The following is an 11,779-nucleotide window of genomic DNA, read 5'->3' as shown; positions in this document are numbered from 1 at the left end:
AACCAAAAGAACTTTAGCGCGCTCTGGGAGTCTGGCGGTTGACCAGGCTGGAGCGGCGGCGGCGCGGGCATGCGGCAGCCGGTGCTGAAGGAAGTACGGCTTTTCTTGAAAGAAAAGGAACCAAAAGAACTTTAGCGCGCTCTGGGAGTCTGGCGGTTGACCAGGCTGGAGCGGCGGCGGCGCGGGCATGCGGCAGCCGGTGCTGAAGGAAGTACGGCTTTTCTTGAAAGAAAAGGAACCAAAAGAACTTTAGCGCGCTCTGGGAGTCTGGCGGTTGACCAGGCTGGAGCGACGGCGACGCAGACATGCGGCAGCCGGGGCTGAAGGAAGTACGATAAATTTCAAAGAGGGGCCTTCGGGTCCCTCTTTGGTCTGTATGAGGAGAGATAACATGAACGAGCATTCTTTGGGCTTGGGCCATGTGGCCGTGTATACCCGGGATATGGAGGAGAGCATCGCTTTCTATGAGAAGCTGGGCGGAAGCGTAAAGGGACGGGGCGGCGTGGCCGCTCCGGAGGGAGAAAAAAAGCTGGCCCTGGTGTCCATAGGCGGCGTCACTCTGGAGCTGATTCAGAGCCCCACGGCCATGCCCATGGGGGAGGGGAACATTCCCCATATCGCCATTCTGGTGGACGATTTGGACGCCGCAGCCGCCGCTGTTCGGGCGGCGGGGGTGGATACCTTCCTGACGCCGGAAAAGAAGGTTCTGCCGGAGCTGTTCGGCGGTCTCCAGAACTGGTTTTTCACCGGCCCCTCTGGGGAGCAGATCGAACTGCTGCAAATGCTGTAAGAGTCAAAAAAGTTGCAAAACTCGAAAAAGTTGAAAAAACGCTTTCACCCAAAAGGTGAAAGCGTTTTTTGCAGGTTTTGCAGGCTCAGTGGAAGAGCTTCCGCCCCAGCCAGATAAAGACGCAGGCGCCCACAACAGATACCACCAGATTGGCGAGCCAGCCGAACGCGTAGAAGCCCAGCAGGCCGAAGAGCACGCTGCCCACGGCGGAACCCACGATGCCCACTATGATATTTTGCAACAGGCTGCCGCCGGAATTCATCAGCCTTCCGGCAATCCAGCCTACCAGCGCGCCCATAATCAGAGAACCCAGTAAACGAAACATGATCAGTATTTCCTTTCTTTTTTGTGAGCCGCGTGATTGGCGGGGAGAATCCGGAAGCCGGTTCCACGCGGCAGAGGACCGGCAACGGAAGCAAAAATTCTTTCAGATTACTTTTTTTAGGAAATTCTAATTCGACGTCATATTTCCGGCCATTTTGTAGGGGCCGGGCTCTGACCCGGCCCGTTTCCATGCAGGCTGTTGACCGGCGGGCGGGCACAGAGGCCAGCCTCTACAGACTGACAGGATTTCCTATAGGAGACCGCGAAGCGAACCCCAAAATTCTTTTGGTTACTATTCTTTCAGGAAAAGCAACTCAGTCTTCGATATATTCCCGGACCCGGTAGACTGCGCCGATTTCCTCCTCGCAGATTTTCCGGCAGTTCTCAATCTCCTCTGCGGGGATGGTGTCCACCACCGTCATCATCACCGTGGGCACGTACTGCCGCAGCTCTCTGGCAAAGTCCTTCATGGCTTCATAGGCTCCGGACTGGACCGGGTGGCAGAGGGCGTCGTACTTTTCTGCGGTGTCGGTGTTCAGGGAGATGGACACCATATCGAACCGCCCGGCAAAGTCCGGCGTGATGTCCCGGCCATGGATGAGATTCCCTGTGCCGTTGGTGTCCATCCGGGTGAAGATTTTTTTGCCGTGGGACTTCAGCTGGTCGATGACCCAGCAGATATCCTCAATGCGGTAGCTGGGTTCCCCGAAGCCGCAGAACACCAGCTGCCTGTACTTCGAGAGGTCCCGGCTCTCGATGTCCGCCAGGATTTCCTCCCGGGTGGGCTCCCGCTCCAGCCACAGGTTGTGGGTGTAGATGCTTCCCCCGTGTCCGTTGTGCCGGAGGCAGAACTCACAGTTGAAGTTACAGCGGTTGGTGGTATTGACATACAGGTTTTCCCCGTATTCATATGTGATGGTAAAGCCTTTTTCCATAGATGGTGCTCCTTTTAAAACGATTGCAGATGAAACTGGGAGAGCGTAAACACGCCGTCCCGGTATCCGACATTGGCGGTATAATCGGCTACGTAGTTTGTGGTCTTCCAAAGGTCCACTGCGCCCAGAAGCTGGACGGCACGCTCTTCCGGCAGGAGGCGGAAATCCGCAATCCATCCGGTGGAGGGGGCTGTCCCGTCCTCCGGGATATAATCGGTATCAATTTCCAGCAGCTCACGGCCCAAAATCAGGAAGTTTCTGCCGCCGGTCTGGACGAATCGCAGCAGAGGCGGGACCTGCTCCTGCCAGAGGCTCCCCGGCATGGCGTAATCGGTCAGAGTCCCGTCCGGGTTTTTCTCCAGCACGTGCAGGTCGTAGACGGAGACCCCGGTGCCGCTGCCGGTGTAGGTCAGGACCGCCAGCTCGTTTTCCCCGTCGCCGTCCATGTCCATCGCGGCCATGCGGGGCGGGAACATCCGGGGCGTGGCAAAATACCAGTCGAATTCCGCCAGACTGTCCCCCCAGCGAATCAGGGCGGTTTCCTGGGCGTCCTGGGAATAGGGCAGGCCGTAAAAGGCGGCGTCCGCCTCCGGCGCTTCCGCCAGAAGCTCGATGACCCCGCCGGAGGCCCAGCGCTCCATGTTGTAACGGGGATGTTCCTGCACTGCCGCCGGAGAGGGCGGCAGGTCGTAGTCCTCCGCCGGGGCCCGGCCCTCCGTCACCACGGCGGGGGCGGAAACCGGCTCCGCGTCCGCCGTCTCCGGCAGGGAAAAGGCCGGAACCTCCAGAACCTCCATAGCCGGTTTTGCGTCCGTGCCGCAGGCTGTCAAAAGCAGCAGCGCCAGCAGAACAGGAAGCAGCGTTCTCAATCCTTGTCCTCCTCGAAATCAAATTCACTGTCGTTCACCAGGCCCCGAATGGATGCCTCTTTCATAGCCGGTATCCCTTTATTGATCATAGCTGTAAAGGTGAAAATCATGCAGGGTAAACACGCCGTTTCGATAGAGGACTTCGGCCGAAGTATACGCCACGTAGCGAGGGACCGCACTGTCCGGCGGGCTCAGGCAGAAGGCGCCCCGAAACCGGAGTCCGCCCCATTCCTCTATGCTGAACCCGGCGATCAGCCCGGAGGAGACCGTATCCAAATCCAGCCCCTCACCGTCGAATTCCGTCAGCTCATGGCCCAGTATGGCGAAGGTCCTGCCATTGATTTCAGCGGTGTCGAACAGCTTGGGGACCTCTTCCTGCCAGAGGCTTTGAGGGAGAGCGTAGTCGATGCAGCTATGGTCCGGAAAGCGCTTGACCACATGCAGTTCTTCAATGGAAACCCCGGTGCCGGTACCTGTGAAGAAGACGAGGATCAGTTCGTCTTTCCCGTCGCTGTCGACGTCAAAACACCAGAGGCGGGGGGAGACCGGCTGGGGCGCGGCAAAGCTCCCGTCATATTTCACGAGGCTGTCTCCCCACTCGAGCCACGCGCGGGGTTCTTGACTGTCCGGCGAGTCCACGGCGTAAAAGGCGGCGTCCGCCTCCGGCAGCTCGGCGATGGGAGAGGGCGGAACATATTCCCGCTGTATCGAATTTGTGGAGGTGGGGTGCGTAATATTTATGGCTGATCCTGTTGTCCGAATGGCCCGGGCGGAGACGGACCCCGCCGGACCCAGTTCAGGCAGGGCGAAGACCTCTTCCGGCGGCTCTTCCGGTTCCTCCGGCGGGGCGCCGCAGGCCGTCAGCAGAAGGAGGACCAAAAACAGAGAGCCCAGCCGGTAAAACCGCCTCATTCATCCTCGTCCTCATCGAAGTCAAATTCACTGTCGTTCACCAGGCCCCGGATGAATTCCTCAAACGTATCCGCCAGGGGCGTGATGCAGTAATCGTCTTCCTGGTCGACGTGCACCACCTTGGGCTCCCCCTGGGGACCGCAGGCCCGGTAATCCAGAAAAATCTCGTCATGCCCCGCCGAAGGACAGTCGCAGATTGCAATCCCAATGGCAGGATAACCCCATTCTTCCACCATCAGACGGGTTTCGTCTACGATATTGCCAGCCGCCTTTCCCACACCGAAAATGGTCTCAATGGCGATATGGTCGTCGGCCCAGCTGGTGGGCTCGCCGGTGGGAAAGCAGCGGTTGACAGGCACGCCGCCGTTCCGGGTCTCCAGCAGCTGGAGATAGGAGGCAGGGAGCTTGTACCCCAATGCGGCCTCCGCTGAGGCAATTTTTTCCGGCGTCAGGGGCCCGCCGTCAAATTTTCTGGAATAAGCAGATTCTTCCCAGAAGCCGGTGAAATCAAAACCATCAAAGTGCATAAACAGCGCTCCCTTACAATAAAATTCCTAATTCCTCATTCCTAATTTCTAACTGGAGGTCAGTCCCACCAGAAGAACCACTTGTCGGACTGCCACAGCCCATCCGCCAGCCTCCCGATGGACCCGCAGCCCTGCTCCACGATGTCCGGGCAGAAGGTAAACTGTTCCATCGCCAGCTCCATGGCCCTCTCCCGGGGCGTGGGGGCGGGCAGGTCGTATTCCAGCACGTCCCGGGTCATGACGGCCGGCACGGCTCCGTATTTCTCGAACCAGTATTTTGCCGCCGCCATCTGCTCCTCGTCGCTGGGGCACTCGTTCCAGCCGCCGAAGGGCATCCATGCGAAGACTTCCCAGGGGTGCTCCGCCGGGACTTCCGCCAGCACCATGGGAATGGTTTTGTCCTGATAATTGCAGATGCCCAGGAAGCGGTCGATGACATCGCCGCCCTCCATGGGGCCCAGAATGGATTCGTCAGGCCAGGAATAGCCGTATTCCTTCGCGGACTCCTTGAAATAAGCAGTCCGCTCTTCAAAGAAGGTCCTGCCCTCCGGCATGGCGGCCCGAAGCTCCTCCAGATACTCCGCCGGAGATTTTTTGCGGGGGAGCTCCGCGTCCTCCTCCCAGTCTGCGGCGGAAATCAGCAGCGGCACAAAGCCCTCCTGGACGCTCCGGGCCTTTGCGGCCTGATAGAGGTCCATGATTGTCTCCACCGGCGTCCCGGCAGGAATCTCGGTGCAGGGACAGCCCAAATAGGCTTTCAGGTTTTCAAGCATTAGAAATTCCTCCATTTCTGCCAATTTTGGAAAACAGCCGCAGGCCGTTTTCCCAGGTGACTTGTTCCAGTTCCTCCACGGAAATATCCTTCCACTCCGCCAGCTTTTCCAGCACATAGGGCAGGTTCCGGCTGTCGTTCCGCTTCCCCCGGAAGGGGACCGGCGTGAGGTAGGGGGAATCCGTCTCGATCAGAATGCGGTCCAGAGGCGTGACAGCGGCCACCTCTGGAGCTTTGGCGGCGTTCTTATAGGTAATGGGTCCGTCGAAGCCCAGATACCAGCCCCGTTTCAGCAGAATTTCCGCCATCTCGGGACTGCCGGAAAAGCAGTGGAACACCCCCCGCAGCTCCGGGTAGTCCAGCACCACCGCCAGGGAATCCCCGTGGGCCTCCCGGTCGTGGACGATTACCGGCAGGTCCAGCTCCAGGGCCAGCTCAATCTGCCGCCGGAAGACTACGATCTGGAATTCTTTCGGCGGATTTTCCTTCCAGTAATAGTCCAGGCCGATTTCCCCCATGGCCACGGTTTTCTCGTGGCGGCACAGCTCCCGGAGGGCGGCATAGTCTTCCTCGCCGGTTCCGGCGCAGTCAGAGGGATGGATACCGGCGGCGGCATAGACATGGGGGAAGCGCTCCGCCAGGGCCAGGGCGGCCCGGGAGCTGGGGAGATCGCAGCCGGGGTCCACCACCAGACCGACGCCGGCGGCGGGCAGAGCCGCCAGCACATCGTCCCGGTCCGGGTTAAAGGCGCTGGAATCGTAATGGGCGTGGGTGTCAAACAGACGCATAGGGGTCTCCATGTTCCGCCTCCTCTGTGACAATGGCTAAAATTTCCCCGGCTTCGCAGGCTTCCAGACACTGGTTCCGCAGCACCAGGGCCCCAGGAAAGGCGAACTTCCCCGAGGCGATTTCCTCCTGGGACAGCCGCTCCGGACTGACGGTGTAAATCTCTCCGTCCATGGCCGTCAGGCCGAAGCCGTCGTCCATCACATAAGCGCTGAAATCCGGCGGTCTTTGCAGCAGGGCGGACATGGCCGCCAGGGCCGTCTGGCGGAGCGCTTCGAGACCCGCTCCGCCGTCCTCCCCCAGCACCGCCGCAGTGTGCCGTCCGATGAGGGCAAAGGTTTTCCGGAAGCTGAAATAATAACGAAAGTGCTCAATGGTCTCCGTCTCCTCCTGAGTGAGGGGCCGGGGAACCAGCTTGTGAATATTCATGAAATACCTCCCAGACCGGATGCCGCAGAGCGGGGCGGGAAAAACAAAAAGGACATCCGTAACGGATGCCCTTTTGGCCTGACGGAATCAGGACAGAAAAGCCTGAAAGATCGTCAATTCTCCCGCTGGAGGAGAGCCTTTGAACAGCCCCCGCCGCCGGGGTCAACCGATTCGATTGAGCTTCAGGGTCATGGCGCTCTTCTTGTGAGCGGCCGCGTTCTTGTGGAGAACGCCCTTCGCCACAGCCTGATCGACCTTTTTCACCGCAACCTTGTAAGCGCCATCGGCATCGGTGCGATTGCCCTCTGCGGCAGCGGCCTCAAACTTCTTAATCGCGGTCTTCAGATCGGATTTCGTGGCCTTGTTGCGGGCGTTCCGGGCCTTTCCAATGAGAACCCGCTTCTTGGCAGACTTGATATTCGGCAAACCAAACACCTCCCTTGGCTTAATTCTTGAGGGGAATCACACTCCCCCGTACAGACCTATATTCTAACAGGGAAATCCACAAAAAGCAAGGTTTTTTTTACATATTTCCGGCAGGAAAATTTCCTGGCATTTCAAAGGGCCTGTTTTCATAGGCTGGAAGGGTAAGAAGCTGTATTCACAGCCGGTGATGCTGGATGCGCGGAGACTGTTCTTGCCGGACCGGGGGCTGTTTTCAAGGTCACAGGGAAGCGGGTCTCATCGAGTCCGGCGGAAGGGCAGGCGGCGTCAGCGGATACAGGACAGAACAGAGGAGGGGAACCATATGACCTCACGGCAGACGGGACGGAGGATACAGGCCATGTCCGCAGGACGGCGCCGCCCGGTTGGCGGAGCCGGAAAGCGGAGCGTCCGCCCAAATGAGCCTCTGAACCCCAGGGAGCTCCGGCGGCTGGCCCAGGTGGTGGCCTGCGGCGCGGCCTTTGTGCTGCTGGTGGCGGCAAAGCTGCTGCTTCCGGGACGGATGGAGGAGTTCAATTCCTGGCTGGCGGCGGCTATGGGACAGAATATGGATGTGCAGGCGGTGTTCTCCGCTGTGGGCCGGGCCTTTGCCGGAGAGGGAGGCGGCACGGCATCAGAGGTATATCAGGCGGTGTTCCATCCCCAGGAGGCAGCAGAGGCGGCGAAGACCGCCAGCCAAAGGACGCTGAAGCTCCGGGAGGGGGCGGCTCTGGAGGGTCTGCGGGCCTACCGGCCCCAGGAGGAACAGGGGAGTGCGGAGGAGGCGCCGCCGGCTGAAGCGGCGGAGGACTCGGCCTCTACCCTGGCCTATATCCTGTATTCCGAGGAGAATCTGCCGGAGACCGTCAGCATGGAACAGGCCATTCTGGGTTTTGATTACTGTACGCCGGTCAGCGGCGTGCTGAGCTCCGATTTCGGATACCGGGAACACCCGGTGGAGGGAGAGGAGCGGTTTCACTACGGGGTGGACCTGGCGGCGGGGACCGGTACGGAGGTGGACTGCTTTGCCGACGGACATGTCACCGCCGTGGGAGAGAGCAGCAGCTACGGACGGTACTGCATCGTGGCCCACGAGGGGGGCTATTCCACCCTTTACGCCCATTGCAGCCGGGTGGTGGTGTCCTCCGGCACAGAGGTCACGCGGGGCCAGAAGATTGCCGAGGTAGGGGAGACCGGCATGGCCACCGGACCCCATCTTCATTTTGAGCTCCAGCGGGACGGCGTGTATCTGAATCCCATTTACTATGTTGCCGCGGCCTAGGCTCCAGGTGTCCGGGGGCTTCGTTCTCCTGACCGCGTGGTTTGTCCTGGTGAACGGCTGGCGGCTGCTGGCCATTGTGCTGTCCGCCGCCGCCGTCCACGAGGCGGGACACTGGCTGGTGCTCCGCTGTCTGGGGGGCCGCGCCGGCGGCCTTCGAATCAGCACATTGGGGGCGGTGCTGGAGACGGAGGGCCTTCTCTCCTATGCCGGGGAACTGGCCGCCGTGCTGGCGGGGCCTGCCGCCAATCTGCTGGCGGCAATGGCCCTGACTGTCCTGGACCGGGGCCGCTGGAGCACCGCCGCCGGGGCGCAGCTGGTGCTGTGTGTCTTTAACCTCCTGCCTATCCGTCCCCTGGATGGAGGGAGGGCGCTGGAGCTGCTGGTCTCCTGGCTGGCGGGACCGGCGGCAGGGGAGTGGGCGGCCCGCTGTCTTGGCACGGCCACGGCCGCGGCGCTGGCGGCGTTCCTGGCCTTTCTGATGTGGCGGGGCGGGGGAAACCTGTGGCTGCTGCCCATGCTGGGGGCCTGTCTTTACTGGGGGGCGCTGCCCTGGCTCCCCGGTCCAGGGGTCTTGTGGCGGCATGGGGGGAGCTGAAAAGCAGGAGGGGATTCCCCTCCTGCCTTCTCTCTTATTCCCCCTGGAGCTGTGCCGCCAGCATGTCCAGAATGGCGTCGGCGGGCTGTCTCCGGGGCCGTACCCGGTCCGCTTCGTCGGTTTTGACGGCGGCGTAGGCCCGGGCGGCCCGTTCGACGCCGCCCTCTCCCCGCAGCGATTCAATCCAGGCGTCCACCTGCTCCATCAGGTGATCCCAGGCCTCTTCCTCGTCCTGCTTCTCTTTGCCCAGCTTCATCCGCTCCAGCATGGTGAGGCGGGCCTGGTAGAGGGCGGATACCAGGTCCTCTTTCACAAACTCGCTGTGGTCCGGGGAAGGGTTGTCCGCCTCACTTTCGGCAGCCGGGGGCTGGCGCTGGTCCAGCAGCTCCCGGAAGGCGGGGCCGGAGGTGCCGGCGCAGGGGGATGCCTGGGGGGCCTGCGTATAAGGCAAAGCCTCTGAAATGTTCTGGATACTCATGGTAATGACTCCTTTCTGAAGGTCCGGCCCTTCTGGCCGCGGAGTTTTTTCTTGCGCTGACGCGCGGGGTGGTCATCAGCCATTAAGATGGCTGGTTCATTCCACCCCCCATAGTCGTCGACGCAAGCTGCACATCCCTCGCCCTGTCTCGCGGGGGGACAGGTCTCGTCCGTTCCGTTGCGTCTCCTCTCCCCACGGTCACCGCTTCGTTGGGTGACCGTGGGGGCCCCATTCTCTTTCTGAGCGCAGAAAGAGAGAAAACGGGCCGTGGACGGTCCAAAAGAGAGAAAGACGTACGCGCAAGAGCTGCAGAGCCCCGATTCGCAAGACTCCAGCCCACGGCACAGTGCAAGCGGGGGTTGGGAGGGCAATGAAAGGACGGTTCGTGTTTCCCCGCTGCCGCTCAATTGGCGCTTCCGTTGGCTTTCTTGTTTACCGCCGCTTTCGTTAGAAACTGGTAGAGGTACAGAGCTTTCATCTGGTCTGCACGAACGGCAGTGGAAAGAGAAATATGTTCGTTCAGTGACCGCCAGCTCCCGTTGAGCTACGCCGCGGCCTGAAGACTTGCGTATCAGACTGTCGGTAACTCTTGCGCGTCCCTCGTCCCCCGTCATGGGGTCCCCACCGAAACCCAGTGTCAGCGGTTTCGGTGGGGGGAGGAGGTGCAGCGGAACGGACGAGACCTGTCCCCCGCGAGACAGGGCGAGGGATGTGCAGCTTGCGCCGACGACATCGGGGGGTCCTAGGGGGGTGTCCCCCCTGGTGGAGAGTCCAGAGAGGCAAAGCCTCTCTGGTTCCCCGCGAAAGCGGTCCCTGCTTGGCCGCACCGATATAAAGGTCCCATATCCCCAAAAATGAAATTCTGGAACAAATCCCCTCCGGAGAGCCGGAGGGGATTTGTGATTGATCGGTGCTATTTTGCGTACTCGACCACCTTGGTCTCCCGCAGGACGTGGACTTTGATCTGGCCGGGGTATTCCATCTCTTCCTCGATCTTCTTGGCCAGGTCCCTGGCCAGAATGACCATCTGGTCCTCGGAAACCTGCTCGGGCTTCACCATGACCCGGACCTCCCGGCCCGCCTGAATGGCATATGCCTTGTCGACGCCGGGGTAGGTTCCGGTGATGGTCTCCAGCTGTTCCAGGCGCTTGATGTAGTTTTCCAGATTCTCCCGCCGGGCGCCGGGCCGGGCGGCAGAGATGGCGTCGGCAGCCTGAACCAGACAGGCCACGATGGTCCGGGGCTCCACGTCGTTGTGATGGGCCTCAATGGCGTGAATGATATCGTCCCGTTCCTTGTACTTCCGGGCGAATTCCACGCCCAGGGCCACATGGGTGCCCTCCATCTCGTGGTCCACGGACTTACCCAGGTCGTGGAGCAGGCCCGCCCGCTTGGCGGCCTGGACGTCCACACCCAGCTCCGCGGCCATCATGCCGGCGATATGGCTGACCTCCACGGAGTGCTGGAGAACGTTCTGTCCGTAGCTGGTGCGGTAGTGGAGGCGGCCCAGCATCTTCACAAGCTCCGGGTGCAGGTTCCGCACGCCGCACTCGAAGACCACCCGCTCACCCTCGGATTTGATGGTGGCGTCCACCTCCCGGCGGGCCTTCTCCACCATTTCCTCGATGTGGGTGGGGTGAATGCGGCCGTCGGCAATGAGCTTTTCCAGGGCCAGCCGGGCGATTTCCCGGCGGACAGGCTCAAAGCAGCTGACGGTAATGGCCTCCGGCGTGTCGTCAATAATCAGATCCACGCCGGTGAGAGTTTCGATGGTGCGGATGTTGCGGCCTTCCCGGCCGATAATACGGCCCTTCATCTCGTCATTGGGCAGGGGTACCACACTGACGGTCATGTCGGCCACCTGGTCGGCGGCGCAGCGCTGAATAGCCTGGGCCACCACCTCACGGGCCCGGGCCTCGCATTCTTCCTTCATGCGGGACTCGACCTCTTTGATTTTCAAGGCGGTCTCGTGGATGACCTCGGACTCCACCTGGTCAATCAGATACTGTTTGGCCTCCTCGGTGGTGAAGCCGGAGATCCGCTCCAGCATTTCGGTCTGGCTGTGCTTGATGGCTTTGATCTCCTCGGTTTCCCGGTCGATGGCGGCGTGCTTCTGGGTCAGGGCGTCCTCTTTTTTCTCCACGCTCTCAATCTTCCGGTCCAGGTTTTCCTCTTTCTGCTGCAGACGGTTTTCCTGCCGCTGCAGGTCGGCCCGGCGCTCCTTGACTTCCTTCTCGTACTCGCTGCGGTTTTTCAGAATCTCCTCCTTGGCTTCCAAAAGGGCCTCGCGCTTTTTGGACTCCGCGCTTTTGATAGCCTCGTTGACAATACGCTTGCCTTCTTCTTCCGCGCTGGAGATTTCCTTTTCAGAGACGTTTTTCCGATAGCGGATACCGAGAGGGAAACAGATCGCGCCGCCGACCACCACACCGACCAGTGCGGTGATGATGATCTGTATCACGGCTGTGATTCCTCCATTTCCTTCGTATGGTATGTTTGCGCGCCATGTCTTTTTCTGCGCGCTGGGATAAACATAGAAAACAACCGGAGGGCCCCCTTCGCCCCCCGACGGCAATCCTCTTCTAGTTTAAACGCTTACGGGACTGCTGTCAAGGAAAAACATCTCTTTACTAAAGAATTCCGATGAAATATTTGCG

Annotated in this window: 14 protein-coding genes; 3 read left to right on the top strand and 11 right to left on the bottom strand. The window is 60.6% G+C overall.

Annotation, left to right across the window (positions count from 1 at the left end):
- The first annotated feature begins 391 nt into the window (after window positions 1–391).
- Window positions 392–790, top strand: coding sequence for a VOC family protein (locus Q0063_RS09130; RefSeq protein WP_297871668.1), 399 nt, complete (start codon window positions 392–394; stop codon window positions 788–790).
- Between the two features lie 85 nt (window positions 791–875).
- On the opposite strand, the gene Q0063_RS09125 is transcribed toward Q0063_RS09130, so the two are convergent.
- The 9 genes from Q0063_RS09125 to rpsT form a co-directional block, all read right to left on the bottom strand.
- Complete coding sequence (locus Q0063_RS09125; RefSeq protein ID WP_297871667.1) at window positions 876–1,115, bottom strand: GlsB/YeaQ/YmgE family stress response membrane protein; 240 nt, start codon at window positions 1,113–1,115, stop codon at window positions 876–878.
- Window positions 1,116–1,428: 313 nt separating this feature from the next.
- A complete protein-coding gene (locus Q0063_RS09120) occupies window positions 1,429–2,049 on the bottom strand; it encodes a TatD family nuclease-associated radical SAM protein (protein WP_297871666.1) in 621 nt (206 codons plus the stop codon).
- A gap of 14 nt (window positions 2,050–2,063) precedes the next feature.
- Window positions 2,064–2,918: a hypothetical protein gene (locus tag Q0063_RS09115; RefSeq protein WP_297871665.1), complete on the bottom strand. Its 855-nt coding sequence runs from the start codon at window positions 2,916–2,918 to the stop codon at window positions 2,064–2,066.
- A 78-nt stretch (window positions 2,919–2,996) separates the two neighbouring features.
- The gene (locus tag Q0063_RS09110) at window positions 2,997–3,830 is read right to left on the bottom strand and encodes a hypothetical protein (RefSeq protein ID WP_297871664.1); all 834 of its coding nucleotides are present in this window, start codon (window positions 3,828–3,830) and stop codon (window positions 2,997–2,999) included.
- The gene (locus tag Q0063_RS09105) at window positions 3,827–4,357 is read right to left on the bottom strand and encodes an SMI1/KNR4 family protein (protein WP_367180350.1); all 531 of its coding nucleotides are present in this window, start codon (window positions 4,355–4,357) and stop codon (window positions 3,827–3,829) included. The genes Q0063_RS09110 and Q0063_RS09105 overlap by 4 nt, the downstream gene beginning before the upstream one ends.
- Window positions 4,358–4,416: 59 nt before the next feature.
- Window positions 4,417–5,130 (bottom strand): DUF4253 domain-containing protein, encoded by a 714-nt coding sequence (locus Q0063_RS09100; protein ID WP_297871663.1) that lies wholly within the window; start codon window positions 5,128–5,130, stop codon window positions 4,417–4,419.
- Window positions 5,123–5,929, bottom strand: coding sequence for a TatD family hydrolase (locus tag Q0063_RS09095; RefSeq protein ID WP_297871662.1), 807 nt, complete (start codon window positions 5,927–5,929; stop codon window positions 5,123–5,125). Before Q0063_RS09095 ends, Q0063_RS09100 begins: the two co-directional genes overlap by 8 nt.
- Window positions 5,904–6,344, bottom strand: coding sequence for a hypothetical protein (locus Q0063_RS09090; RefSeq protein ID WP_297871661.1), 441 nt, complete (start codon window positions 6,342–6,344; stop codon window positions 5,904–5,906). Before Q0063_RS09090 ends, Q0063_RS09095 begins: the two co-directional genes overlap by 26 nt.
- 162 nt (window positions 6,345–6,506) lie before the next feature.
- On the bottom strand, window positions 6,507–6,770 hold the full coding sequence (gene rpsT, locus Q0063_RS09085; RefSeq protein WP_293279654.1) for a 30S ribosomal protein S20: 264 nt from the start codon (window positions 6,768–6,770) through the stop codon (window positions 6,507–6,509).
- Window positions 6,771–7,092: 322 nt separating this feature from the next.
- Between rpsT and Q0063_RS09080 the strand changes: the two genes are divergently transcribed.
- A complete protein-coding gene (locus Q0063_RS09080) occupies window positions 7,093–8,049 on the top strand; it encodes a M23 family metallopeptidase (RefSeq protein WP_297871660.1) in 957 nt (318 codons plus the stop codon).
- Window positions 8,033–8,644: a peptidase M50 gene (locus tag Q0063_RS09075; protein ID WP_297871659.1), complete on the top strand. Its 612-nt coding sequence runs from the start codon at window positions 8,033–8,035 to the stop codon at window positions 8,642–8,644. Before Q0063_RS09080 ends, Q0063_RS09075 begins: the two co-directional genes overlap by 17 nt.
- 34 nt (window positions 8,645–8,678) lie before the next feature.
- Here Q0063_RS09075 and Q0063_RS09070 read toward each other — a convergent pair whose 3' ends face one another.
- Together Q0063_RS09070 and rny are read right to left on the bottom strand one after the other, a co-directional pair.
- Complete coding sequence (locus Q0063_RS09070; RefSeq protein ID WP_297871658.1) at window positions 8,679–9,122, bottom strand: hypothetical protein; 444 nt, start codon at window positions 9,120–9,122, stop codon at window positions 8,679–8,681.
- Window positions 9,123–10,035: 913 nt separating this feature from the next.
- Window positions 10,036–11,583: a ribonuclease Y gene (gene rny, locus Q0063_RS09065; protein WP_297871657.1), complete on the bottom strand. Its 1,548-nt coding sequence runs from the start codon at window positions 11,581–11,583 to the stop codon at window positions 10,036–10,038.
- Window positions 11,584–11,779: the final 196 nt, after the last annotated feature.

Origin of the sequence: uncultured Oscillibacter sp. (assembly GCF_947654275.1) — a bacterium.
In the GTDB taxonomy this organism is placed as follows: domain Bacteria; phylum Bacillota; class Clostridia; order Oscillospirales; family Oscillospiraceae; genus Oscillibacter.
The sequence above is the reverse complement of the archived record's forward strand: the minus strand, read 5'-3'. Positions and strand labels throughout refer to the sequence as shown.